The sequence below is a fragment of the Geobacillus zalihae genome, assembly GCF_030414215.1.
Classification (GTDB): domain Bacteria; phylum Bacillota; class Bacilli; order Bacillales; family Anoxybacillaceae; genus Geobacillus; species Geobacillus zalihae.
The window spans coordinates 404,161-430,180 of the sequence record NZ_CP129217.1 but is presented as its reverse complement, the minus strand read 5'-3'; the positions used below and the strand labels follow the sequence as shown (position 1 = coordinate 430,180).

General features: G+C 55.0%; 21 protein-coding genes, 1 pseudogene and 1 riboswitch. Of the genes and pseudogenes, 9 read left to right on the top strand and 13 right to left on the bottom strand.

The features are described 5' to 3' along the window. Positions 1-117 precede the first annotated feature (117 nt). The 5 genes and pseudogenes from QWV57_RS02165 to hutP form a co-directional block, all read right to left on the bottom strand. Positions 118-294, bottom strand: a pseudogene (locus QWV57_RS02165) (response regulator transcription factor); the annotation flags it as partial. A gap of 294 nt (positions 295-588) precedes the next feature. After that, the gene (locus tag QWV57_RS02160) at positions 589-1,521 is read right to left on the bottom strand and encodes a D-2-hydroxyacid dehydrogenase (protein WP_301100240.1); all 933 of its coding nucleotides are present in this window, start codon (positions 1,519-1,521) and stop codon (positions 589-591) included. Positions 1,522-1,545: 24 nt separating this feature from the next. Then, positions 1,546-2,232 carry a TerC family protein gene (locus tag QWV57_RS02155; RefSeq protein ID WP_060788194.1) on the bottom strand — a complete coding sequence of 229 codons (687 nt, stop codon included), beginning with the start codon at positions 2,230-2,232 and terminating at the stop codon, positions 1,546-1,548. A 276-nt stretch (positions 2,233-2,508) separates the two neighbouring features. Beyond that, positions 2,509-4,023 carry a histidine ammonia-lyase gene (gene hutH, locus QWV57_RS02150; RefSeq protein ID WP_301101995.1) on the bottom strand — a complete coding sequence of 505 codons (1,515 nt, stop codon included), beginning with the start codon at positions 4,021-4,023 and terminating at the stop codon, positions 2,509-2,511. 523 nt (positions 4,024-4,546) lie between these two features. Further along, complete coding sequence (gene hutP / locus QWV57_RS02145; RefSeq protein WP_015373909.1) at positions 4,547-4,993, bottom strand: histidine utilization transcription antiterminator HutP; 447 nt, start codon at positions 4,991-4,993, stop codon at positions 4,547-4,549. Between the two features lie 273 nt (positions 4,994-5,266). Here hutP and QWV57_RS02140 point away from each other — a divergent pair, with 273 nt between their 5' ends. From QWV57_RS02140 to QWV57_RS02100, 9 genes are all read left to right on the top strand, one after another. Next, on the top strand, positions 5,267-6,112 hold the full coding sequence (locus QWV57_RS02140) for an SPFH domain-containing protein (RefSeq protein ID WP_020756503.1): 846 nt from the start codon (positions 5,267-5,269) through the stop codon (positions 6,110-6,112). A 15-nt stretch (positions 6,113-6,127) separates the two neighbouring features. Continuing rightward, positions 6,128-6,307 (top strand): type II toxin-antitoxin system antitoxin, encoded by a 180-nt coding sequence (locus QWV57_RS02135; RefSeq protein WP_015373907.1) that lies wholly within the window; start codon positions 6,128-6,130, stop codon positions 6,305-6,307. A 208-nt stretch (positions 6,308-6,515) separates the two neighbouring features. Continuing rightward, positions 6,516-7,541, top strand: a complete 1,026-nt coding sequence (locus tag QWV57_RS02130; RefSeq protein WP_015373906.1) for an XdhC family protein — start codon at positions 6,516-6,518, stop codon at positions 7,539-7,541. Beyond that, positions 7,541-8,179, top strand: coding sequence for a xanthine dehydrogenase accessory protein PucB (gene pucB / locus QWV57_RS02125; RefSeq protein ID WP_041470391.1), 639 nt, complete (start codon positions 7,541-7,543; stop codon positions 8,177-8,179). Before QWV57_RS02130 ends, pucB begins: the two co-directional genes overlap by 1 nt. Then, positions 8,166-10,493: a xanthine dehydrogenase family protein molybdopterin-binding subunit gene (locus tag QWV57_RS02120; RefSeq protein WP_301100227.1), complete on the top strand. Its 2,328-nt coding sequence runs from the start codon at positions 8,166-8,168 to the stop codon at positions 10,491-10,493. Before pucB ends, QWV57_RS02120 begins: the two co-directional genes overlap by 14 nt. Further along, positions 10,480-11,322, top strand: coding sequence for an FAD binding domain-containing protein (locus QWV57_RS02115; RefSeq protein ID WP_015373903.1), 843 nt, complete (start codon positions 10,480-10,482; stop codon positions 11,320-11,322). Before QWV57_RS02120 ends, QWV57_RS02115 begins: the two co-directional genes overlap by 14 nt. 21 nt (positions 11,323-11,343) lie before the next feature. Beyond that, a complete protein-coding gene (locus QWV57_RS02110; RefSeq protein ID WP_015373902.1) occupies positions 11,344-11,829 on the top strand; it encodes a (2Fe-2S)-binding protein in 486 nt (161 codons plus the stop codon). A gap of 290 nt (positions 11,830-12,119) precedes the next feature. After that, complete coding sequence (locus tag QWV57_RS02105; RefSeq protein ID WP_015373901.1) at positions 12,120-12,548, top strand: MerR family transcriptional regulator; 429 nt, start codon at positions 12,120-12,122, stop codon at positions 12,546-12,548. A gap of 62 nt (positions 12,549-12,610) precedes the next feature. Further along, a complete protein-coding gene (locus QWV57_RS02100) occupies positions 12,611-13,705 on the top strand; it encodes an MFS transporter (RefSeq protein ID WP_301101993.1) in 1,095 nt (364 codons plus the stop codon). A 188-nt stretch (positions 13,706-13,893) separates the two neighbouring features. On the opposite strand, the gene QWV57_RS02095 is transcribed toward QWV57_RS02100, so the two are convergent. From QWV57_RS02095 to QWV57_RS02060, 8 genes are all read right to left on the bottom strand, one after another. Beyond that, positions 13,894-15,051 (bottom strand): saccharopine dehydrogenase family protein, encoded by a 1,158-nt coding sequence (locus tag QWV57_RS02095; RefSeq protein WP_301100225.1) that lies wholly within the window; start codon positions 15,049-15,051, stop codon positions 13,894-13,896. A gap of 157 nt (positions 15,052-15,208) precedes the next feature. Then, positions 15,209-16,690, bottom strand: a complete 1,482-nt coding sequence (locus QWV57_RS02090) for an aldehyde dehydrogenase family protein (protein WP_301100224.1) — start codon at positions 16,688-16,690, stop codon at positions 15,209-15,211. Between the two features lie 70 nt (positions 16,691-16,760). Then, positions 16,761-18,416 carry a thiamine pyrophosphate-binding protein gene (locus QWV57_RS02085; protein ID WP_301100223.1) on the bottom strand — a complete coding sequence of 552 codons (1,656 nt, stop codon included), beginning with the start codon at positions 18,414-18,416 and terminating at the stop codon, positions 16,761-16,763. After that, positions 18,413-19,591, bottom strand: coding sequence for an aminotransferase class I/II-fold pyridoxal phosphate-dependent enzyme (locus QWV57_RS02080; protein WP_301100222.1), 1,179 nt, complete (start codon positions 19,589-19,591; stop codon positions 18,413-18,415). The genes QWV57_RS02085 and QWV57_RS02080 overlap by 4 nt, the downstream gene beginning before the upstream one ends. A 712-nt stretch (positions 19,592-20,303) precedes the next feature. Beyond that, a complete protein-coding gene (gene thiC / locus QWV57_RS02075) occupies positions 20,304-21,992 on the bottom strand; it encodes a phosphomethylpyrimidine synthase ThiC (protein ID WP_060788177.1) in 1,689 nt (562 codons plus the stop codon). 154 nt (positions 21,993-22,146) lie between these two features. Then, a riboswitch (TPP riboswitch) is annotated at positions 22,147-22,260 on the bottom strand. 134 nt (positions 22,261-22,394) lie between these two features. Beyond that, positions 22,395-23,648, bottom strand: coding sequence for a methyl-accepting chemotaxis protein (locus QWV57_RS02070; protein WP_060788178.1), 1,254 nt, complete (start codon positions 23,646-23,648; stop codon positions 22,395-22,397). 240 nt (positions 23,649-23,888) lie between these two features. After that, on the bottom strand, positions 23,889-24,302 hold the full coding sequence (locus QWV57_RS02065; RefSeq protein ID WP_015373893.1) for an RDD family protein: 414 nt from the start codon (positions 24,300-24,302) through the stop codon (positions 23,889-23,891). Between the two features lie 189 nt (positions 24,303-24,491). After that, entirely contained in the window at positions 24,492-26,018 is a 1,527-nt protein-coding gene (locus tag QWV57_RS02060; protein ID WP_020754985.1) for a PP2C family protein-serine/threonine phosphatase, read from the bottom strand. Positions 26,019-26,020 lie beyond the last annotated feature (2 nt).

Below are 26,020 nucleotides of genomic sequence, written 5' to 3'. Positions count from 1 at the left end.
TTTAATTTTTAATATAAATCAACACGATCATTTTTTCACCGCCAATTTGTGTCGGAACCCCGCCATTTTTTGGCGGAATACCGACACGAAATGGCGGACTTCAAAAAGAAAACTCCCTCACCTATCAGATGAAGACGTTAACAACATATGAAGTTCTGGAATGAACCCTAATTGTTTTGCTTTTTCCACGGCTTCTACCCTCGAAGATACATGCAGCTTCGTGAAGATGCGCGATAAGCGTCTTTCTATCGTTCGTTGGCTCGTGTGATGTTTTTTGGCAATGTCTTTATTGCATGAACAAATTTGGCAACTTTCGTTAGGTTGTGCCGCTCCAGCCTGAGTGTAATCGTGGGCATGGCTTCGCCCCCTTTTCTTTTGAGATTCCACACCGAAAGAGAAAAATGGTGGCTCGAAGCCATCCTCTTGAGGGATTGCCGAGCAATGCCGGCTTTCATCCCTCGATTGAAACCGTAGGCTTTTAGATGGCTTTTTCTGTAAATTTCAACAGGATTTCTAACATTCCTTCTTCTTTTCACAATGATGCTATAGAAAAAAGGCGTCCCATTGTTTTTGAGACACCTTTTTCCTTCAATATTGCCGGCTGACATCGACCGCATTGGCAAGCGGTTCGCCGGTTTCGATGCAACGGAGCGTGTCTAAAATGCTTTGGGCGGCGTCTTCGGCTGACGTGAGCGCCGCGATATGCGGAGTGATGATGACATTCGGATGAACCCATAGCGGCGAGTGCGGCGGAAGCGGCTCTTCTTCAAACACATCGAGCACGGCGAGGCGCACATTTCGGTTTTCCAACGCGCCGACAAGCGCCGTCTCATCAACCGTCGCCCCACGCCCAACATTGATAAAGCTCGCGTTGTGCAAACAGGCAAAAAACGTCTCGTCAAAGAGATGATGCGTTTCCTTGGTGAGTGGAAGGGCCGCGATCACCCAATCAGCACGGGCAAGCGCTTCCCCCGCCTCTTCATGGCGGTAAACAACCGAAAACGGCGGCGTGTCTCGGCCGCTTCGCGAGACGCCGATCGGGGAAACCCCAAATAAACGAAGCGTTTCCGCGATGCGCCGGCCGATTTCGCCTGTCCCGTAAATGACAACCCGCTGTTCGCCAAGCCGCTTCGGAGCGAACGGCTTCCATTGCCGCTGCTCTTGATGCCATGCATACACGTCATGGCATTGGGCGTCGCGCAGCAAGTAGCTGAGACAATATTCGGCGATCTGCTCGCCGAACGAGCCGACCGTCCGCGTCAGCAACACGTTCTTCTTCCATTCCCGCTTCCACAAAAACGCGTCAACGCCCGCGCCGAGCGAATGCACCCAGCGCAAATTGGCGAGCGAAAACGGCCCGGCCGGACGAAAGCCGACGTACGCATCCGCCCAGGCGAAATCATTGGCCGTCAATTCTTCTTCCGCCACAAAGCGAAACGCTTTATCGGGCCGCTTGTCCGGAAGAAGGGCGGCAAGCTCGGCATAAAGCCTTCCTGTCACAAGAATGCGTTGGATGTCCATGACGTCAAACCACCCCTCAACCGTTCAAATCAATGTACCTTCCTCACGCTCAGCTCTTTTATTCGTGATATAGCCGGCCGCCAATACCACAATTGTCACGCCGGCGGCAACCACATAAACGAACGGGCCGTAAGAAAGATGAAGCCAATGAAGCACCCCTTCATCCCCCGCCATCATCTTTCCGGCCGTCCACGCCAAAATGCCGGAGCCGACATACGCGATCCAGCGGTGTTTTTCCATAAGACGCACGATCGCTTTTGAGCCAAAAATCATGATCGGGATGCTGATGGCCACCCCAAGCGCCAGCATGCCAAGATGCCCTTCCGCCGCCCCGGCGACGGCGACGACATTGTCCAAGCTCATGACCGCATCGGCGATGATAATCGTCATGATGGCTTTCAGCAAACGGTCCGCCGCTTGCACATTGGCCTCCTCCTCCCGCTCAACGAGCACTTTATAGGCGATCCAGACAAGCAGCAACCCTCCGGCGAAGTGAACGAACGGGATGTTGAGCAAAAAGACGATGACCGCCGCAAACAAAATGCGGAGCAGCACCGCCCCCGCCGTTCCCCATACGATCGCTTTGTTCCGCTGGTCATTCGGCAGCCGGCGCGTCGCCATCGCAATGACGACCGCATTATCCCCCGACAAAATGATATCAATTGCAATAATCTTCCATAACGCCAACAGCGCCGCGGCAGAAATAGTCAACAAAAGCCCCCCTCCCCTTTGCCTTTCTTCTTCATCATACTGCAAATTCGACTGGGGGACAACTGTCGAATAGTCTGTCCATGCTCTCGCCCTAACCAATATGGGAAAGGCTCTCTGCATCGTCCGAACTTCGCAGAAAAAGTGAAGGAAGCAAACCATCTTCACTGATGACTGCTTCCCTATCTCTAGCGGAAAAGGTCTATATCACTGCCATTTTTTCAAACACCTATCCTTGAACGCTCCCATGCCTCTACGCCCACTATGCTTTGCCCTTTTCTAAGCTTTCGTTTCATCGCGGAGGGAGTGATGTTTTGCCCTTTCGCTCAACCACGCAGCCACCGCTTCAATGTCATTGGAAAAGACGCGGTCAGCTGTAATGGAGGAAACCATGCGGCGCGCCTCATGGTAAAACCGCCGCGTTGACGGGGCCATGCGCTCGATGCCGCGTTCCTCCACCGCCTGCAAAGCGCAAATGAGCTCAATCGCCAACACTTTTCGAGCGTTTTGCACGATCATGTGCGCATGGCGGGCGGCGGTCGTTCCCATGCTGACATGGTCTTCCTGGTTGGCCGATGACGGAATCGAATCGACGCTGGCCGGATGGGCGAGCGTCTTGTTTTCCGATACGAGCGAAGCGGCGACATATTGCATAATCATTGCTCCCGACTGCAAGCCAGGCTGTGGGCTTAAAAACGGCGGCAAGCCTTCGCTAAGCTGCGGATTGACGAGCCGTTCGATGCGGCGTTCGCTGATGTTGGCCAGCTCCGCCACCGCGATTTTCAACAAATCCATAGCGATCGCAACGGGCTGGCCGTGGAAGTTGCCGCCAGAGAGCACCGTCCCGTCCGCAAAAATAAGCGGATTGTCCGTTGCTGCGTTCATTTCGATTTCAAGCGTTTCTTTTACATAGCGAATCGCCCTGAGCGACGCTCCGTGCACTTGCGGGAGGCAGCGGATGGAGTACGCATCTTGCACGCGCCGCTCCCCTTGCCTTGTTGTGAGTTGGCTGCCAGCTAAATAGCGGCGCAGCCGTTCCGCCACCTCGGCCTGTTCCTGAAACCCGCGGGCTGCGTGGATGCGGGCGTCAAACGCGTCCACAATGCCATAAAGCGCCTCAGTCGTCAGCGCCGCGATCCATTCACTGTCATACGCCAGTTGTTCCGCCTCTAAGTAAGCAAGGGCTCCGACGGCTGTCATCGCCTGCGTGCCGTTAATAAGCGCCAGCCCTTCCTTCGCTTGCAAAGAAAGCGGCGAAATCCCTGCTTTTGAGAGCGCCTGATGAGCAGACATCCGCCGCCCTTCGTACATCACGTCACCCTCGCCGACCAGCGCCAGCACCAAATGGGCGAGCGGCGCTAAATCGCCGCTAGCGCCGAGGGAACCTTGCTGCGGCACGATCGGATGGATGCCGGCGTTCAAAAACGCGAGCAGCTGCTCAATGACCGCCGGACGCACGCCGGAATACCCTTTTAACAACGCATTGGCTCGCAAAAGAAGCATCGCCCTCACGACATCTTCGGCAAACGGCGCGCCGACCGCGCAGGCGTGCGAACGGAGAAGATTCAGTTGCAGCTGCTCAAGACTGCTCCCTTCAATGCGCACATCGGCGAGTTTGCCAAAACCCGTATTCACGCCATAGATCGTCCGTCCATTGGAGATCGCTTGCTCCACTGCCGCGCGGCTTTTCGCGACCGCCCTCATGCTTTCCTCCGCAGCCGCCACCCTCTCCCGCTCATAGACAACACGTCTTACCTCATCAATCGTCAATGTATGTCCGGTCAACACAACCATCATTCCCATCCCCTTTCATCCTATTTCGCGCAGAAGACTCCCACTTCAACGACCAAAGAAAGTAAGTAGGAGAGGAATGCGCGTTCCCCCTTTCTTTTGTGTATGATAGAATAAAGACGTGGAGAAAACCGTTCAATAAAGGCACTCCAATCACGGCTGCTCGATGGATGGAGTTGGCTGCAGGAAACGTTGCAACCGTCAAACATCGAGCGTAGGTCTGTCTGTTGTGTGTGGAAGCCAAGTACTGCCAACAGACACACCGAGAGAATCGGTAACGATGCAGGCATGACCTGCGTCGTTGGGCAGCTGTCAACCTGCCCCTAATGCAACCCCAAGTCAAGGAAGGAGGACGAAGTCCGTTTGCACTTCTGGGGAGTTGCAAGCCTCCACTTCAAGCGTGAGCGAAGTGGGGGTAGTTGACTGGTTTTCCCAATCAAGCTCCTTTCCCAATTAAAAAGGAGGCGGCCTGCCATATGGCAGTGTTCGCCTCCTCATGACTCATCGCTCTAGGCATGGAGCGTGCTTATATATGATTGATTCCAAGCCCCGCCGCCTCGTGCTCAAGCCCGCGCACCGGGGCACCGATCGTCCCGTACAAGGCGACAGCGATCCATTCCCCTTCGTTCGGCTGTTCATACGGCATGCCGCGCACGACGGCGAAACGAAGGCCAGCGGTTCTCAACAAATCTCCCAGCTCTACCTGCCCCCTCGTCACGCCATGCACCGCCTCTAAAATCGCATGGTATAAGGCGTGCATCTCGCGGTACAAGCCGCCGTCCACCACTCCATGCCGCTTTGCCGCCGTCTCAATCGCCGCGACGATTTTGTGCGGCTCCATCGCCCCGACCCGCCCTTGGCAATAGCGCCACGAAAGCGCCTCAAGCTGGTTGAGGATCGGGTCTTCCTCTCCCTCGTCCAGCATCGCCAGCAGCAATGCCAGCCGGCCGATGCGCGCTTGTCTTGGTTCCATGGCTTCTACACACCTATTGGTCTTTTTTTCTATTGTATGATGACAATGAAAGCGATGTCAATGATGAATTTCCATTTTTTAGCACATTAAAACATTAACAGGCTGAACGATCGCCTTTATACTTCTGGATGGAAAATAGTTAGAAACATCTGCCTCGTGGCGAGCTATGGGCGACTCCCTCTTCTCGTCTTACCATGATCAATTCCGGTTTCCATTTTTTTGATTATATGATATCATATAAGTATCAAATTGACACTATTAGGGGGATAGGTTATGAGAGAACAAGAAGCATGGCGCATAGATGGATTTATCGGCATCGGATGCATCGCTCTTTTCGTTCTGGCTGGTTTTGTCAGCCTCATTCAAGCGCAGCTCTTATTGGCCGTTTTCTGCTTCGCCCTTGCCGCCTTCTTGGCGACTGGCATCACGATCGTTCAGCCGAATCAAGCAAAAGTGATCATTTTTTTCGGCCGCTACTTTGGCACGATTCGCGACAGCGGGCTGTTTTTCACCGTGCCGCTCACCGTTCGAAAGAAAGTATCGCTGCGCGTGCGCAACTTCACGAGCAACAGGTTGAAAGTGAACGATGTTCAAGGCAATCCAATTGAAATCGCCGCCGTCGTCGTCTTCCGCGTCATCGATTCAGCCAAGGCGGTGTTTGACGTTGATGATTATGAACAATTCGTCGAGATTCAAAGTGAAGCCGCTATCCGCCATGTGGCGACAAAATATCCGTACGACACGTTTGAAGACGACAACGAGATCACGCTGCGCGGCAATGCGGATGTCATTTCTGATGTGCTTGCCCAAGAATTGCAAGACCGGCTGCGCATTGCCGGAGTTGACGTGATGGAAGCGCGCCTCACCCACTTGGCCTACTCGCCGGAAATCGCGGGCGCCATGCTCCAACGCCAGCAAGCCGCCGCCATTTTGGCCGCCCGGAAAAAGATCGTCGAAGGCGCCGTCTCGATGGCGCGCATGGCGATCGAACAGCTTGACAAAGAAAACGTTTTAGAGTTAGATGATGAACGAAAAGCCGCAATGGTGAACAACTTAATGGTGGCGATCGTCTCCGAGCGCGCCGCCCAGCCGGTGATCAATACCGGCAGTCTATACTGATGGTTGTGGAGTGCGATGGCAGCGAAAAAACAATTCCCTTTGCGCATTGATTATGACCTGTACGCCATACTAGAGCAATGGGCGCAGGACGAGTTTCGCAGCGTCAACGCCCAAATCGAGTATTTGCTGCGGGAGGCGGCAAAGCGCGCTGGACGGCTCGGAAAAGGAAAAAACGATCCAAAACAAGGAAGCTAGCCAATGACGGCTGGCTTCTTTTGTTTTTCAGTCATGGGCATTTGTTGCCGAAATATAATGATAGCAGAGCTCTTTTTCGAAAGGGGGACGACCTGATGGCCCACCCGCTGCCGCCGCTTACAGCCATTACGAAATCTTATGGATCGTCCGTCCCACCGCGCTTTCAACAGCTCAGCCGCCTTTGGCGCCATGCGGAAGGAGGATGAGCATGGAAAGCTACTATGCTGTGCTCGAAGCGATCGCCGGCGCACCAGGCGACGGCGTGTTAGCCATCATCATCAGTGTGGAAGGCTCGGCTTATCAAAAAGAAGGAACATGCATGTGGATTGGCGCAAACGGGGAAACGGTCGGGCTGCTGAGCGGCGGCTGCCTGGAAGAAGCAGCGGCAGCTTACGCGCGTGAGATATTGGCGAACCGCCAGGCAGCCGCTGTTTCGTTTGACTTGCGGACTGAGGATGATTGGTCGTGGGGGCAGGGCGCCGGCTGCAACGGCCTCGTCCACATTTGGCTCGAGCCGGTCACAAGCGACGCAAAACTCGATTGGCTGGCGCTCAAGCGTTGCCTTGACCGCGGCGAACATGTACTGATGGTCCGAAGCATCTTGTATCCAGACGAGCGGCCGTTTTTCCAAAGCGAAACAGGCGAACAATTCGGCGGTTGCCGTCGGACGCCGCATCGGGAATGGCGCGAATGGCTTCACAAAACGCCGTTTTATCAAGGGCGAAGCGGTTTGTACGAAGTGGACGGGGAAACATTTTACGTTCAGCACTTTTGGCCAAAACCGCGCCTTGTCGTATTCGGCGCCGGATCAGACGCCCCGCCGCTCGTCTCAGCCGCCAAAGCCGCCGGGTTCTCCGTCACCGTAAGCGATTGGCGTCCGGCGTTTTGCCATCCATCCCACGTGCCGGACGCCGATGCCTTCGTCATGGGCTTTCCCCATGAAACTGTTCCGCGGCTTCGCCTAAACGAGCGCGACTTTGTTGTCATCATGACCCACCAGTTTGAACGCGACCGCGAACTCGTTTCCTTGTTAGCCGACATGCCACTCGCTTATCTCGGTGTGCTCGGTCCGCGGCGGCGCACGGACCGCCTCTTTCCTTCCGGCTCGACGCCTCCATTTGTCCGTTCGCCGGCAGGGCTTTCCATCGGCGCACGCGGTCCGTATGAGATCGCCGTCAGCATCACTGCCGAATTGATCAGCGTCCTTCGCAGGCGGTCAACGGAGAGAGTATGATGAGTCGCCCAACCATCGCTGGCATTTATTTGGCGGCTGGAGAAAGCCGGCGGATGGGAACGGATAAACGCGCTTTGCCCTGGGGGGAAAGCACGCTGGGCGCTGCCGGCCTTCAGGCTGCGCTTCATTCTTGCCTTGCGCCCGTCATCGTTGTCGTCCCTCCAGACGATGCGCTCGCGTGGCTTCCGGCTGAACTTCGGAATCATGAAAAGTGCCGCTTCGTCCGTTGCGCAGCCCATCATGGCGGTCAAGCGCATTCACTTGCCTGCGGCCTGCAAGAAGCAATCGCTAGCGGGGCCGACGCCGCCGCTGTGCTGCTCGCCGATCAGCCGTTTGTCACGTCTGAAACGATCGAGGTGCTGGCCGGCCTTTATCGCCGCCACCGTCCTGATTACGTCGCCTTCGCCCGCTTCGGCACGCCGATGCCCCCAGTCATTTTTGGAAAACAAATGTTTCCTTCCCTGCTTTCTCTAAAGGGCGATGCCGGCGGGCGTGCGCTCCTTCGCGACCCCCACTGGCGCGGCCTTTTGTATGAAGGCGGCGAAACAGCCAGCCTCGACATTGACACGAAAGATGATTATAAACATGCCGTCATCGTTCGAGAAAAAAAGGAGGGACGCCCCCATGGCCGTCGGTAAAAGCATCATCCGCAAAGAAGCATGGGATAAAGTGACCGGCCGGGCGAAATATACGAACGATTTCAAAGAACAGGGGATGCTTCATGCCTCTTTGGTGACAAGCCCATACGCCCATGCGCGCATCCTCTCGCTGGAGGCACGCCGCGCGCTCGCCGCCCCCGGCGTCCGCGCCGTCGTGACCGGCGAGGGGCTGCCGCTTACCGGTGAAGACATGCGCGACCGCCCTCCGATCGCTTTCGACAAAGTACGCTACTATGGAGAGGTTGTGGCGGTCGTCGTCGCCGATACGCTCGTTCAAGCCGAACAGGCGGCCCGCCTCGTCCGCGTCGTTTACGAACCGCTTCCGGCGGTCGGCTCGCCGCGTGAGGCGTTGAAAAAGGGCGCTCCATTATTGCATGAACACCTCGACCGTTATGAAAAAAACAAAACGACTCATCCTGAGCCGGGGACAAACGTCGCCCACCGGACGAAAATCCGAAAGGGCAACATTGAACAAGGGTTTGCGGAAAGCGACGTCATCGTCGAAACGAGCGTATCGTTCGCCCCTTCCGATCATATCGCGATGGAAACACGCTGCGCCACGGCGGAAATTTGGCCGGATGGCACGATCCATATCTCTGCCTCTTCGCAGTCGCCGTTTATGATCAAGAAGTTGCTTCATACGTATTTTGGCGAAGAAACCGGCAAAGTCATCGTTCATACGCCTCTTGTCGGCGGCGCCTACGGAGGAAAAGCGCCCGTCCAGCTTGAGCTGCTTGCCTACCTTGCCTCCAAAGCGGTCGGCGGCCGAAAAGTGAGCGTCTGGAACAGCCGCGAGCATGACATGGTCACTTCGCCCGTCCATATCGGTTTGGAGGCAACCGTCAAAATCGGCGCGACAAAAGAGGGCTTGTTCAAGGCCATGGAAATCTTATTTCTATTTGACGGCGGGGCTTATTCCGACAAGGCGATCGATGTCAGCCGCGCCGCAGCCGTCGATTGCACCGGCCCGTACCATGTCGAAAACGTCTTTTGTGATTCATTGTGCGTCTATACGAATCGCCCGTACGCGACGCCGTTTCGCAGTTTTGGCCATTGCGAACAGGCATTTGCCGTCGAGCGGGCCATCGATGAATTGGCACGAACGCTTCAACTTGACCCATGGGAGGTGCGGCGCAAAAATGCCATCCGCCCGGGGCATACGACCCCGACGCAAGTGCGGCTCACGAAAAGCAACGTCGGCAACATATCAGCCTGCCTCGACCGGTTGCGCGAGCTGATGCGCTGGGACGAATGGCAGCGCGTCGAAGTGGACGCCTATACGGTAAGAGCAAAAGGAATCAGCGCCGGCTGGAAAACATCGACGATCGACACCGACGCGAGCTCGGGCGTCATCTTAACGTTCAACTCCGACGGCAGCGTCAACGTCATCTCCGGCGTCGTCGAAATCGGAACGGGCACGAAAACGGTGCTCGCGCAAATCGTCGCCGAACGGCTGAAGATGGATGTCGATCGTGTCCATGTCAAAATGGATATCGATACACAAACGACGCCGGAACATTGGAAAACAGTCGCCAGCCGCGGGACGTTTATGGCCGGACGTGCGGCGCTTGCCGCTGCCGACGACGCCATCCGTCAGTTAAAAGACATCGCCGCCTGCGTCTTGCGGGCCTCGCCGGACGATTTGGAAGTCGGGTTCGGGCGCGTCTTTTTGCGCGATGACCCGGCCATCTTTCTTCCGATCAAAGACATCGCCTATGGCTACAAGTTTCCGAACGGCAACGCCATCGGCGGGCAAGTGATCGGGCGCGGCCACTACATTTTGCGCCGCTTGACCCCGCTTGATCCGGAGACCGGCGCCGGCCAACCGGGACCGGAATGGGGCGTATGCGCCGAAGGAGTGGAAGTTGAGTTCAACCGTCGCGACTACACGTATCGCATTGTCAAAGCGTATGCGGTCATTGATGCCGGCAAAGTGCTCAACCCAAAGGCAGCGCTTGGCCAGGCCATGGGAGCGATGAGCATGGGGCTGAGTTTTGCCAGCCGTGAAGGGTTTCTTTTTGACAACGAACAGCGCGTGTTAAACCCGCAGCTGCGCACATACCGGCCGATTCGCTTCGGCGAACATCCGGAATACATCGTTGAGTTTGTCGAAACGCCGCAAATCGATGCCCCATACGGCGCTCGCGGCATCGGCGAACATGGCCTGATCGCCATGCCCGCCGCCTTGGCAAACGCCTTGTCGCTCGCTGCCGGCGTGCCGCTCAATGAACTGCCGCTTGTGCCTGAACTCATTTGGCGGAAACAGAAAGGGGACTCCTATGGTTCCGTTTGACTTTGCCTACTACCGGCCGCAGTCGATCGCCGAAGCGACAGCGCTGTTTGCGGCGCTCGAGCGGGATGGAAAACGACCGCTCTACTACGGCGGTGGCACGGAGATCATCACGTTGTCTCGTTTGAACCTTGTCCGCACCGCGGCCGTCATTGACATAAAATCGATCCCTGAGTGCCGGGCGCTTGAGGCAAGCGCCGATCCTCTCGTGCTTGGAGCGGCGCTCTCCCTCGCCGAGCTCGAAGAAGCAAATCCGTTCCCGTTATTGACAAAAGCGGCGCGAGAAGTCGCCGACCGGACAGCGCGCAACCAAATTACGCTCGGCGGCAACATTTGCGGGCAAATTTTTTACCGTGAGACCGCACTGCCGCTATTCGTCGCCGAGGCGGATGTCATCATCGCCGGACCATACGGCATCAGGCAATGCCGCTTCCTTGACTTGTTTCATCAACAGCTGCAGCTTGGCCGCGGTGAATTTGTCGTCCAGTTCAAAGTTGACCGTGCCACCGCCACCCTGCCCCATTTCCACCGCAAGCGCCGCAAGCAAGGGGAAGTCGGCTACCCGCTTGTGACGATTGCAGCGCTGAAAAAAGACGGGACGGTTCGCGCTGCTCTAAGCGGCGTCTGTCCGTTCCCGTTCCGCTCCGCTGAAGTTGAGGCGCATGTAAACGACCGGAGCCGCCCAGTTGGTGAACGAATCCAAGCAGCGGTTGACGCCTTCCCGCGCCCGATTTTGCACGATATTGAAGGCTCGGCAGACTACCGGCTGTTCGTGGCCGCCCAGCTGCTTGAAGATATGCTTCGTGAGCTCGGAGATGAGGAAACCGTCTAAACAGGAGGTGAGCATGCGGACATGGAGGAAACGACAAAGCGGGAGCTTGTGCTGCACGTTAATGGAGAACGAAGATCGATCGTCGCTCGCCAAGCCGAAACGCTGCTGTTTGTTTTGCGTGATGGGCTGGGGCTGACCGGGGCCAAGCCAGGCTGTTTGAACGGCGACTGCGGCGCCTGCACCGTCTTAGTCGACGGCACGCCGATCAAATCATGCATGATGCTGGCTATCGAAACGGTCGGCAAAGAGATCACCTCGATCGAAGGGCTTGATGATGCCCCCATTCAGCACGCCTTCGTCCGCCACTTCGCCTTTCAGTGCGGCTATTGCACTCCTGGATTCATTATGAACGCCCACGCGCTCATCGAGCGGCACCCAAACGCCGATGAGGCGACGATTCAAGAATGGCTGGAGTCGAATATTTGCCGCTGCACAAGCTATCAAGAAATTGAAGCGGCGGTCAAAGAAGTGCTCGAAGCCAAAAAAGCAAAACCAACAGATCCTTGACGAGCAATGGATATCCCGCACCCAATCGGGATATTCTTTTTTGATGCGGTATACATCTCATCGAAAAGGCTGGTGATTTACTAGGGCAACAGCTTCCCGGAATCGCTTCTCAAGTAGAAAATCCTTGTAGCATCAGCCCCTATTTTCACACGTTCACCCATCGATCAAGGAAAACAGCGGTTTTTCACCGGCCTTCTAAATAGCTATTGACAAAAATATAACGTTAACGTTAATGTTATGTTTGTAAAACAGATCGTTCACTGTGATCACGGGAAAGCGAGGGGCCCCGAATGGAGCGATTCAAAATCGATGACGTCGCCAAAGCAACCGGCCTAACAAAACGGACGATTCGCTATTATGAGGAGATTGGCTTGATCAAGCCGCCGGCGCGCAGCGAAGGCGGCACACGCCTTTATACAGCTGAGGACATCGAACGGCTGAAAAACATCGTTGCCGCGCGCGAAGTGCTCGGCTTTTCGCTGCAGGAGCTGCAGCATTTTTTGGCGCTGAAAGAAACGATGGAGACGCATCGGGCGGAATATCGACATGCGGCTGCTGGGAGCGAAAAACGGCGTGAACTGGAACAAATCAGCGCTGGATTGCGTCGGCAAATCGCCATGCTGGAAGAGAAAATGAAGAAGATGGCCATGCTGAAGCAAGAGCTGGAACAAATGGCAGAGCGGGTAGACGCCCTCTTGCAAGAAAGGAGAGAAGAATAGTGGAGGAAGGGAGAAAAACAAAGGCGCGATGGATTACCGTCGCCGCCGCCTTTTTAGCGTTTATGGGCATCGGGATCGTCGACCCGATTTTGCCGGTCATCGCCGAAAGCATCGGCGCCACCCATTGGCAAGTCGAAATGTTGTTTACCGCCTACATTTTGACGATGGCGGTCATGATGATCCCGGTCGGTCTTGTTGTCAACCGTATCGGCGATAAACAAATGATGGTGATCGGGCTTGGCCTCGTTACGATTTTTTCGTTGTTGTGCGGCTTTGCTTCTACTATCCCGCAGCTGTCGCTCTTTCGCGCCGGCTGGGGATTGGGCAATGCGACGTTTTTCGCCACAGCCATGACGTTGTTGATCGCGTTGACGCCGCAGGCAAGCACCGCGGTCGGCCTGTATGAAGCGGCGATCGGCCTCGGCATGGCCGGCGGTCCGCTCGTCGGCGGACTGCTTGGCCAACATTCATGGCGCTATCCGTTTATCGGCACGAGCGTCTTGATTTTCATTGCCTTTTTACTCGTCACCTTTTTCGTCTATGATCCGAACAAAGGAAAGCCGAAAAAAGCGGTCGGCCTGCAAGAAATGCGGCGGTTGCTTTCGTTCCCGCCATTTTTAAAAGGGGCGGTCGGCGGCATGCTTTACTATTACGGCTTTTTCGTCGTATTGGCGTATTCGCCTTTGATCATTGGACTGTCGGCCATCCAAATCGGCCTCGTTTTCTTCGGCTGGGGGCTCTGCCTTGCTTATGGCTCAGCGGTGCTCGCCCATCAGCTTGAGAAACAATATGAACCAAGGGAAATTTTGCCATACGGTTTGCTGATGTTCGCAGCCTTATTGCTGCTTCTTGTAGTCGCCAAGCCGACATGGCTTATGGTAACGCTCATCATTTTGTCTGGGCTCGTCTCCGGACTCAACAACGCTTTGTTTACAAGCTATGTGATGGAAACATCGCCATATGAGCGGGGAGTGACGTCCGGCACGTACAACTTCGTCCGCTGGCTCGGAGCGGCCATCGCTCCGGTGCTGTCCGGCATCATCGGCCACACCATTTCCTCAAAAGCACCGTTTATGGTCGCCATGGCGCTGGCGCTCGTCGCCTTTCTGTTCCTTTCCTGGCGCAAGCGCAAGACTTCGGCACCCAAAACGGCATAGCCGTAAAAAAAACAGGCGATCACAATCATTTCGCGTCTAAAATCAGAAAACGCCCGTTCCAGACGGGAACGGGCGTTGTTCACAATTCGCTTCCCGGCCGCAGCCATTTTGTCATCGTGTTCGCGGCGGCGAAGCATTGCCCTTTTTCACGAAACTGCTTCCATCCTCCTGCTTATGGCGCTCGCTGTTCAGCTATGAACCGTCCGCTTCTCGCTGATAAGAACGCCGCGTTTTTTCATCTCGTCCATATACACATCCCCCGGAACGATTTGCTCCGGCGGATAGACGCCGCGCTTTGTGATCACCCCGCGGCCGATGAGCTGGGCGACAGCGGAAATGGTGTAGGCCGTCGTGCGCGCCATCGCCGTTACCTTGTTTTCGCGGTCATTAAACGTGACGGTCTCGTATTCCAATACCGTTTCCTTCCCGCCTTTTCGGCCGCCGACGATGACCCGAAGCAACACCACATCATCTTTCCCTTTCAAATCAAGCAGCGGCTTCAGGACGGAAAGCAGCACATCGCGCGGTTTGACTTTGCATCCATTGACCTCCACTTCCACATCATTGCGCGTCAAATTCAAATCGACGAGCAGCTTAAATTTTTCTGCATGGCCGCGGTAGCGGATCGTTTTGTACTCGAGCCGCTTCAAGTTCGGAAACGAGCGCGAGAGCGTCGACGTCCCTCCTGAGGTATGAAACGCTTCAAGCGGCCCAAACCGGTCGAAATAAATCGGCTCGACTTCCGAAAGCGACGGCACTTCCTGCTTTTGGCCGTTGCGGATAATGAGAGACGGATCGGTGTAATGGTCAAGCAGCCCTTCCAAGGAAAACACATGGTTGTACTCGAGCGGCGGCTCAGGGCGGACGGGGATGCCGCCGACATACAGCAAGATGGATTCCACCTCATCGAGTTGACTCGCCCCATAGCCGGATAAAATGTTGATCATTCCGGGTGCGACGCCAAGATCCGGAATGATCGTCACCCCCGCTTTCTGAGCCTCCTCGTGCATTTCAAGCACCCGATCGGTAATATGGCCGATATGGCCGCCTAAATCAACGGAATGAACACCCGTTTCGATCGCTGTTTTCGCCACCGTTTCATTGAAGCGGTAAAACAAGGCATTGACGACGACATCATGCCCTTGCATGGCCGCTGCCAGTTGTTGCGGATCGCCGGCATCCACCCGCACAGCGGCAAGCTTTTCGGAATGAAGCTGCCGCACCGTCTGCTCCACTTTAGCCAAATCGACATCCGCCAGCGTCACCGCCTCAACATCTTGGCTTTGTACTAAATCGCGCGCCGCTTCTTTGCCCATCAGCCCCGCTCCAAGCACGAGCACTTTCATCGTTCTTTCCCCCTCTGTCACCGATTCTTTGCCATACGCTCACATGACAGCCGCTTTTTTCACATCTTTGCCGCGGCCGCCGCTTCGATTCACGATATAGGTTCCACGTTGATCTTCGCTTCTCTTTTGCCGACCATGTTGCAAGCGACAGCCCGGTTCAATCATCGGTATCGATTTGCGCCCGTTGCAGCTTGCCGCTGAAATCGACATAAATGCTCCGCCATTCGGTGAAGACGTCAAGCGCAGCGACGCCGGAGTCGCGGTGGCCGTTGCCCGTCCCTTTCGTGCCGCCAAACGGCAAATGAATTTCCGCTCCCGTTGTGCCGGCGTTGACATACACGATGCCGGTGTCCAAATCGCGCATCGCTCGGAATACATGGTTGACATCGCGTGTGAAAATGGCGCTTGACAGCCCATAATCGACGCTGTTGTTGACGGCGATCGCTTCGTCCAAACTGCGGACGGACATGACCGATACAACCGGGCCGAAAATTTCTTCGCGGGCGATGCGCATATTCGGCGTGACATCGGTGAAAATCGTCGGCGCGTAATAAAAGCCGCGCGCATAGTCGCCCTCGCGCAATATATAGCCACCCACAAGCAGTTTCGCCCCTTCTTCTACGCCAATGCGCACGTAGCGGTCGATTTTTTGCAGCGCCTCTTCATGGATGACGGGTCCGACTTTGACCGTTTCATCCAACCCGTTGCCGATTTTCAATGTTTTCACGGCTTCAAGCAGACGCCGCTCAAGCTCCTGTTTCACCCGCTCATGGACGATGACCCGGCTGCACGCCGTGCACCGCTGGCCTGATGTGCCGAACGCACTCCAGATGATGCCGTCAACCGCCAATGTCAAATCGGCATCATCCATGACGATCACCGCGTTTTTCCCACCCATTTCGAGCGACACTTTTTTCAACAGCCGTCCGCATTTTTCCGCAATCATCCGCCCGACTTCATTCGATCCGGTAAATGAGATGACCTTGACATCAGGATGCTCGACGAGCGCATTGCCGACTGTCGGCCCGTCACCGTGGACCACATGAAACACTCCCGGCGGCAAGCCCGCTTCTTCAAAAATGCGAGCTAATTCCTGCGCCATGATCGGTGTCTCGGGCGCTGGCTTCCATACGACCGCATTGCCGGCAACAATGGCCGGAAACGACTTCCAAGTGGCGATGGCAATGGGAAAATTCCATGGAGTGATGATGCCGACCACTCCAACCGGCGTGCGGACGCTCATCGCAAACTTGTCTTTCAGTTCAGACGGCGTCGTATCGCCGAACAGCCGCCGCCCTTCCCCCGCCATATAAAACGCCATATCAATGCCTTCCTGCACTTCGCCGCGCGCTTCCTCGATCACCTTGCCCATTTCCATCGTCAACAGCCTTGCCAATTGTTCTTTCCGCTCCTTTAGCAGCATGCCGACTCGATATAAAACTTCCGCGCGTTTCGGCGCCGGCACGAGCGCCCACTGTCTTTGCGCTTCTTTGGCTGCTTGAACGGCCTCGTCAATATCGTTTGGCCCGGACATCGCCACCTCGGCAATCGTTTCCCCCGTCGCCGGATTGATCACCGGCGCAAATTGCCCGGTGCTTGGCTCCTTCCATTCTCCATTGATATAGTTTTGGATTTTCACTGTATACTCCCCCCATTTTTCTAGATGATTTATTGAGATAATTTATACATTGAACGCCGAGCGATGATCGTCAGGACTTCCTCTTGGCCCGCAAGTCCTGGATCGTGGCGGCCACCGAAATGTGGTCCGGATCGGTCAACACCTCAATCACCGTCGGCTTCTTGGCCTCAAGCGCCAACAGAAGCGCTTCCGTGAACTGTTGTTCCGTCTGTACTTGGAACCCGCGGCCGTTTAGGCATTCTGCCAAACGGGCAAACGACACGCGGCCTAAATCGGTGCCGATGACCCGCCCCGGAAACTGCAATTCTTGATGCATGCGGATGGTGCCGTACATATGATTGTTAAACACAATGCTGATGATCGGAATATCGTATCGAGCGGCCGTTTCCAACTCCTGCACCGTCATCATAAAGCCGCCATCCCCGGATAAAGAAACGACGGTCCGGTCGGGAAAGGCCAGTTTCGCGCCAATGGCCGCCGGCATGCCATATCCCATCGCTCCCGACGTGGGGCCGATGTACGTGTGCCCATCCCCAAACGGGAAAAAAGCATGAAGCCAACCGGCGAAATTCCCGGCATCGTTCGTAATGACCGCATTTTTTGGCAAATGGCGCGCCAAACTCGCCATCACAACTTCATAGAGATTGCGATGTTCCACCGGCAGCCTGGCCGTTTGTTCGTACCGTTTCCTCCGTTCAGCCGCCCATTCTTGCCAAGACGGCCGCACCGCGATATCGAGCAAACGGGACAGCACTTCCTGACAGTCAGCCCAAACCGCGAGATCCGGTGCATACACTTTTCCGAATCCATCGCTGTCGATATCGATGTGAATCAGCGTCTGATTGGGAGAGAGCAAACGGTAATCTTGTGTCGTCACTTCCGATAGCCGCGTTCCCAACGCCATCACCACATCCGCCTGCTCGGCCGTTTCCATGACCGCTTTGGGCGCCCCTAGACCTAGGTGTCCGACATAGCACGGATGGTTGTGGGGAAACACGTCATGCCGCCGGAACGCCGCCATGACCGGAAGTGCATACTTTTCCGCCCATAAGCGCAGCAATTGCTCGGCTCCCGACCATTTAACGCCGCCGCCGGCAATCACGAGCGGCCGTTTGGCGCGCTTCAGAATCTCTTCAATGTTCTGTATATCCTCTTGCCTTGGTGCCGGCTTCGGCACATCAGTCTCGGCTATCACTGCTTCCGCTATCGTTTTGGAAAAGACATCTTCTGGCAGTGAAACGACGACGGGGCCGGGCCGCCCTGTTTTCGCGGTGCGAAACGCCCGTTGCACCAGCTCTGGCACCCGCTCGGCTTCGCGAATTTCGACCACCCATTTGGCGATCGGACGAAAAAACGCTTCCATATCGACTTCCTGAAATCCTTCACGCCCTAGGAAGCGGCTGTTCACTTGCCCCAAAAACACGACCATCGGAGTGGAATCTTGCCTCGCGGTATGGACGCCAATCGCCAAATTCGCTCCGCCAACCGCCCTTGTAGCCAGCACGACGCCGCACTTTTGCGACGCTTTCGCATACCCTTCCGCCATAAAGGAAGCACCCCCTTCATGGCGGGCGGAGATGAACTCGATGGATGGCTCATCATAGATGGCATCAAGCAGGGGCAAATAACTTTCCCCCGGCACACCAAACACATAACGGATTTGTTCCTGTTTGAAACATTCGACGATGGCTTGAGCCACCGTGATGTGACGCACCGTTCGCTTCATGGCGCCGATTCCTCCCAATTCACTTGCTTCCATCGTTCAACGGCTTGCTGCAGACGCTCCATCGGCGCTGACAGCGATACGCGGACATATCCTTCCCCTGCGGATCCAAACGCTGTTCCCGGTGTTACGATGACTCCCGCTTCTTCGAGCAGTTTGGCGGCAAATCGTTCGGACGAGTATCCGTCATAGACCGGGATCCACAAGAAAAAGGTCGCTTTCGGCCGCTGCACGTCGATGCCCAGTTCTCGAAGTCTCTCGGCCATCATATTCATGCGTTGTTCATAAATGCGGCTATTTTCTCGAATAAACGTCCGTCCGTTCGTCAAAGCGGCCACCGCCGCCTTCTGGATCGGAATAAACTGGCACGTATCCGTGTTGCTCTTGATCACCGAAAGCGCTCGAATCATGTCCCGGTTTCCGACTACGTATCCGATGCGGCAGCCGGCCATGTTATAGCTTTTGGACAACGATCCAAATTCCACCGCCACTTCCTTTGCCCCGTCCACCTGCAAAATGCTCGGCGCTTGAAAACCAGCAAACGTCACGAACGAGTAGGCCGCATCATGAGCAATGAACATCCGGTGGCGACGGGCAAGTGAAACGGCTTCGGCCAATACATCCAAATCGACAGCGGCGGCCGTCGGATTGCTCGGATAATTGAGAAACATGATTTTCGCTTGGTCATAAACGGACGAGGGAAGCGCATCAAACCGAGGAATATAACCATGTTGCGCATCGAGCGGCAGCGATAGGCTCTGGCCGCGGGCAAAATGGACGGCCGTCCGGTAGACAGGATAGCCCGGATCAGGCACTAAGGCGAGCTCGCCGGGATTGAGAACGGCTTGCAGCAAATGGACGATTCCTTCTTTCGAGCCGATTAACGCCAACACCTCGGTCTCCGGATCGAGCTTGACGCCATATTCCCGTTCATAAAAACGCGCGACCGCTTCCCGATACTCCCTGCAGCCGCCATACGGCGAATACGTATAGTGTTCTGGCGCATCGAGCGCTTCTTTCAACGCTTCGATGACAAAGGAAGGGGGCGGCAAATCGGGGGCGCCGATCCCTAAATCAATGACATCGACCCCGAGCTTTAGCAGTTCTTCTTTTTTCTTTTGAAATCGGGAGAACAAATATGGCGGCATCGTCTGCACAATATCGGAAAATGTGTTCAATCCCATCCCTCCTCATGGCCCTTCGTTTCAGTTTATGCGCACGCCCATCCCCCTCATGCCCGTCTCACGTTCCAGAAGCAGCCTATAATATTAATGGCTTGCGCACATCAAGACATCATCAAAATCTTTTTTCTCGAATAGCAGGCTTTTTCACGAAGCTGCTAGAAGGCCGGTGATTTACTGGAGCAACAGCTTACTGGAATCGCTTCTCAAGTAGAAAAAGCTTGTAGCATCGACCCTATTTTCACACGTTCACCCATCGATCAAGGCAAACAGCGGTTTTTCACCAGCCTTCTGGAAAAACGCGATCCAACCATCTGAAACCCGACCCTTTCGCCATAAAAAGAAGCGGCCGGCATCATCCACGGTTCGATGACGCAACTGGCCGCTGTCTATGGAAGCGAAGCGCCGGCGAAGGCGTCGCGATAGACTGCGCAGTTTTCCCCTCATGATCATTCTATGATTCAAAATTTGCACCTTATGCCATTATCATAATCCATCTGAAACGATTTGTAAATATATTTTTTGAAAATTATATATTTTAAAAATAATAAAGAACCACACCAATTTGCACAACAAACAAGAGGGGCGATGAACGTTCGCCCCCCTCCGCTGCTTCGATCAGCACTGAGCGCTTTCCAGCTCATGCTTTTTCCGTTGATCGAACTTCCATATCCTCTCCACCATGCCGAGCATCGCAGCCCGCTTCTTGTCATTGATACAGCGATGACCCTTGCCGAATAAATTGTTGCGCTTTTTCTTTCATCCCCTCCTCTTTGATTTTCCGTTGCAGTTCATGTGAAATGTTCATGGAACAAAATTTCGGCCCGCACATCGAACAAAAATGAGCCGTTTTCGCCGCCTCAGCCGGCAATGTTTCATCATGGTATTCGCGGGCCCGTTCCGGATCGAGGGATAAATTGAACTGATCGTTCCAACGAAATTCAAAGCGCGCTTTCGAGAGCGCATCGTCACGCTGCTGAGCGGCTGGATGCCCTTTTGCCAGATCAGCCGCATGGGCGGCGATTTTATAGGCCACGACCCCGGCGCGTACGTCCTCTTTATTCGGCAGCCCTAAATGCTCTTTCGGCGTTACGTAACAAAGCATCGCCGTTCCATAAGCGCCGATGATCGCGGCGCCAATCGCTGACGTAATATGGTCATACCCGGGCGCGATGTCGGTGACAAGCGGCCCTAACGTATAAAACGGCGCCCCGTGGCAAATTTCCTGTTCCTGCTCGACATTTTCGCGAATTTTATGCATTGGAATATGTCCGGGCCCTTCGATCATCACCTGCACATCATGCTTCCAGGCGATTTTCGTCAGCTCGCCGAGCGTCTTGAGTTCCGCAAACTGCGCCTCATCGTTCGCATCGGCGATGGAGCCGGGACGCAAGCCGTCGCCAAGGGAGATCGCGACATCGTATTGTTTCAAAATCTCGCAGATTTCTTCAAAATGCGTATACAAAAAGTTTTCTTCATGGTGGGCCAAACACCATTGGGCGATGATCGAGCCGCCGCGCGAGACAATTCCGGTCGTCCGGTTGGCGGTGAGCGGAATGTAATGAAGCCGCACACCGGCGTGGATCGTCATGTAGTCGACTCCTTGTTCAGCCTGCTCGATGAGCGTCTCGCGGTACACGTCCCATGTCAGCTTCTCCGGCACCCCTCCTACCTTTTCGAGCGCCTGATAAATCGGCACCGTTCCCACGGGGACCGGCGAATTGCGGATGATGTACTCGCGCGTTTCATGAATGTGTTTGCCGGTCGATAAATCCATGACCGTATCGGCGCCCCAACGCACCGCCCAAAGCAATTTTTCCACTTCGTCTTCAATCGATGAAGAAACAGCCGAGTTGCCGATATTGGCATTAATTTTCACATGGAAACGACGGCCGATGATCATCGGCTCACTCTCGGGGTGATTAATGTTCGCCGGAATGATCGCCCGTCCGGCCGCTACTTCCTGGCGAACGATTTCGGGGTCGATTCGTTCACGGATGGCGACGAACTCCATCTCTGGTGTGATGATTCCCCGTTTGGCGTAATGCATTTGTGTCACGGTTTTTCCGGGCTTTGCCCTCAATGGACGGCGCACGAACGGCAGCGGGCGGACGCCGGCGGTCGCTGATGGCTTCACTTCTTCGACATCGCCGCGCTCGACAATCCAGCGGCGGCGAAGAGGAGGCAAGCCTTTCTCCACGTCCGGTTCAAAATCGGGATCCGTATACGGGCCCGTCGTATCGTAGACGCGCACCGGTTTGTTTTCCACCATTCCTTGCGGCGTTTTCGTTGGCGACAAAGCAATTTCTCTCATCGGCACGCGCACATCCGGACGCGACCCTTCGATGTACACTTTGCGGCTTTCCGGAAACGACATAAACGAGCGGATGTTTTCCATGCGGCTTTCCTCCTTTGAAATGGTGGTTGAGACCTGCAGCCGCACCAGCAAAAGAGAGGCAAAAACGGGGGATATTTACGCAAAAACGGGTTCCGCAAAACGAACGGAACCCGATCAAGGCAAAAAGGCCAAATGAACAGCCTGTGCGTCCATCTGTTCCCGCTGCCTGCTTCCCTACGCTGGCATGACCCAGATCAGGTTCAAAGGGTCAAAGAACTTCATCGCGTTCTTTTCTCAGCCCGGCTCCCGGACTCCCCCAGCAGATAAGCGTATCACAATGATGACTGACTTTTTTATTTTATCAGGCAATTGGCAAAGATGCAAACCATTTTATTCCAAACGTTGACTCCCACACGTCGTTTGAAAGCCCCTCTTTCTCGAAGAAAGCGTCCTTTTCCTCACTCACACAGAAAATTTCTTCAGCATTGCCCGCATCTCGTCCGCCATCTGACCGAGCGATGTCGACGAAGAGGCGATTTCCTCGACGGAAGCCATTTGTTCCTGCGTCGCTGCCGATACGTTGGCCGCACCGGACGCTGACTGTTCGACAATATTGGTCATCTGTTGGAGTGCGTCGTTCACTTGGCGGGCATGCTCCGTCATTTGCTCGATGGCGGACGATACTTGTCCAATTTGTTTGCTCACTTGGCCGACCTCCTCGCGAATATGGGCAAATGATTGGCCGCATGCCGCCGCCACGTTCAATCCTTTCGCCACTTCGGAGATCACCTGTTCGGCAGACGCAACCGCCCGCTTCGTTTCTTCTTGAATGTAACCGATCAGCTCGGAAATTTGTTGCGCTGAGCGCGCTGATTGTTCTGCGAGCTTCCGCACTTCATCCGCGACAACCGCAAACCCTTTCCCTTGCTCGCCGGCGCGCGCCGCTTCGATCGCCGCATTGAGCGCCAACAAATTCGTCTGCGACGCAATGCCGGTGATCGCTTCCGTAATCTGTCCAATCTCGTTGGAGCGCTCCCCAAGCCCTTTCACCACCTGGCCGAGCGTTTGCACATGATCGTAAATGAACTGCATTTGCTCGGACATTTGTCCGATTGACTGCTTGCCGTCCTCTGCTTTCGCCGATGTTTTCTCAGCCCGGTGCGCCACTTCTTTCGTATGGAAAGCGACGTCGCTCAATGTTTGGGAAATATCATGCACGGACGCGGCGGTGGTGCGGACAGCATCGGCCTGCTCCTCCGCACTTGCCGCAAGCGTTTCCATCGTTGTCGCAATTTGCTCTGTCGCTTTCGTCGTCTGTTCGGCGACGGCGGCAAGCTGCTGAGAATATTGCGCTACTTCTTCGGCATGATGTTGGATTTGCCCCATCACACTTTGCCAAGCGTTTGCCATATCGTTTAACGACGCCGCAATCGGCCGCAGCTGCTGCACGCGATCAAGCGGTATGCGCGCCGTCAAATCTCCGCCTGTCATCTTGCCTAAATGTTCGTTAATAACGGCAATCGGGGCAACAAACCGTCGATAGTTGAGCGTTGCCGAAACGAAGCCGAGCATCGCGCCAAACAGCACCGTAGCAACAAGCGTCCACCAAAATGCCGCCCCGCGAATGCCGTTGACCAGGCATGTGGCCATGCCGATCGCCGCTGTGCCAGGGATGACGATGAACATGGTGCGGATGATATAACTTGCTAATGACAAAACGCTCTCCTCCTTTTGCCATGATGCAAACACCTTTCTTATTTCTTTACCACATAAATAGATTCGTGAATGAACGTTCATTTTCCTTCCTAGCCCTAATCATGAATAGGGGTGGTTGCAAAGTTTTCTGATCTAACAAGGACCCGCTCAAAAACATCATGCTTTTGATCGCCTATAATCGGTGACGAAAATAAGAAAAGGCGCCCCGTTCGATTGGGGCACCACCTGTTGTTTTCCGCTTTACACCGCCGGTTTTTCCGTTGTCACATACGTCCCGGCAATAAAATCGTGAATGGAGCGTTTGTCTTCTCTCGCCGCGACCATAATCGCACTAATGATGAGACCAATGCCGAACGTGATAAAGTATACGAGTCCGCCAACGAACGAGCGCAAAAACATCGTGCCGATGCCGACTTTTCCGCCGTTGACTTTCGCAATCCGGATGCCAAGCATCCGCTTGCCGACCGTATATCCGTACCAAACAGCCGGAACGATTAACGCGTAAAGGATGTTCGCTAATGACGTAAACCAGTTCGTTTCCCAACTGCCAGTGATGAAATAGCCGATGATCGAAATCGGAATACCGACGACAATCGCATCCAACAAGTTAGCCAACAGCCGCTTCCAAAATCCAGCCGGATTTGTCACCGCCATATGCCTTCCCTCCTGTTGCCTTTTCTATATTGTATTCTCCATTAACAGTATAATTGTCTTCATTTTACCGTAAATGGCGTATAAAAGAAAATCGGTTTTTTCGACATCACATCGATTTTTTGCTTCGATGCGGTGGTCCCTGCTGCACACGCTCAAGATGATGGAATCGATCTTCTTGCAGCAATTTCTTTAGCCCAGCTTCGCCACCACAGCCGAAAAATCGTCTGGAAGCGGCCCTTTTTGCGCAAAATGGCGGCGCAGATGGTCCAAAAGCACTTGCTCGTCCAATAAAATATGCGGCGCCAGCGCATCGCGGAACGCTTCAATCTTTTGCCGGACGGAACCCGTTTCCCCTTCGATCGCCCCGTCGGAATACAACACAAGCGTCGCCCCCGGCTCGTAGCGCAACCGGCCGCTGTCGACAAAAAGGCGCGGAAGCAGCCCGATCGGCGCGCAGCCGCGGTCCAACTCCGCCACCGTTCCATCCGGTTGGAACAAAAACCCCGGCGGATGGCCGGCTGATGCATATTCAATCATCCGTTCCTTGACATCCACCAGAACATATACGGCGGTGAAATAATACGTCATCCGCCCGTTTTCATGGTACAACTGGCGCATATGGCGGTTCAACTCGCGAAACACTTCCGTCGGAACGATCCCTTTGCGGATGACGCCGTTTAAGAGCGAGCGGACCGACATGCAAATGAGCGAAGCCGCTGCCCCATGACCCATCACATCCATTAAAAAAATGCCGTACCGCTGTTTGTCGATCGGATACCAGGCGTACATATCGCCACCCAGCTCCCGCGATGGGATGTACGTTCCGGCAATCTGGATTCCTTTGGCCGACAACGGCTTGCTCAACACGCGCTTTTGCACCTCGCGGGCCAGCCGCAAGTCATCTTTCATCGCTGCGATGTATAGGTTCTCGTAAGTTGGACCGGCAAATAAAAACAAGTAAAACGCGATTTCTCCATCATGGCCGGGCACAGCCCGCACCGTCGTCTGCCTGACATAGACCGAACCGTTTTTCCGCCGCCAGCGCACCCACCCCCTCCATTCTCCACTTTCCCCAGTGCTCGCTTGAATCACCTCATAAAGCCAGGCCTCGTAATAACCCGCGTAAAGCGTATGCAACGGCTGACCGACAATCTCTACATCATGACCAGTGATTTTTGTGAACGCCGGATTGACAAACTGAACGACAAACTGGCCATCGGTGACGAGCATCGCCTGTTCCATCGCTTTGTACACTTGTTCAGCGAGCTGTCGTTCATTCTCGTTTCGCTTTGCTTCTGTCAGATCAGCGACAAACCCGCTGACGAGCCTCACTTCCCCGAATTGATCAAGCACAGGAAACGTCCGTTCAAGCACCCAACGGACAGAGCCATCCCGCTGATTGATGATGCGATACGTCTGGGCGCCCGCATCCGCTCCTGAAAGAAGCGACCATTTTCTTTCCGCCTTGGCGCGGTCATCTGGGTAAGCCACCTTTGCCCATATGTCTTGATCGTGGTAAAAGTCGTCCGGAGGTAGGCCGTACAGCTGCTCGCATGATGACGAAATGAACAAGAGCCGCCTTCGTTCCGGCGTTGCGAGCCAATACACATAGTCGCCCGGCCCAACGAACACATTCATTTTTTCCAAGCCGAGAAGCAACTCCCGCCACGCGAGGTGGTCATAACGTTGAACATGTTCCCAAAACCCATCCACCATAG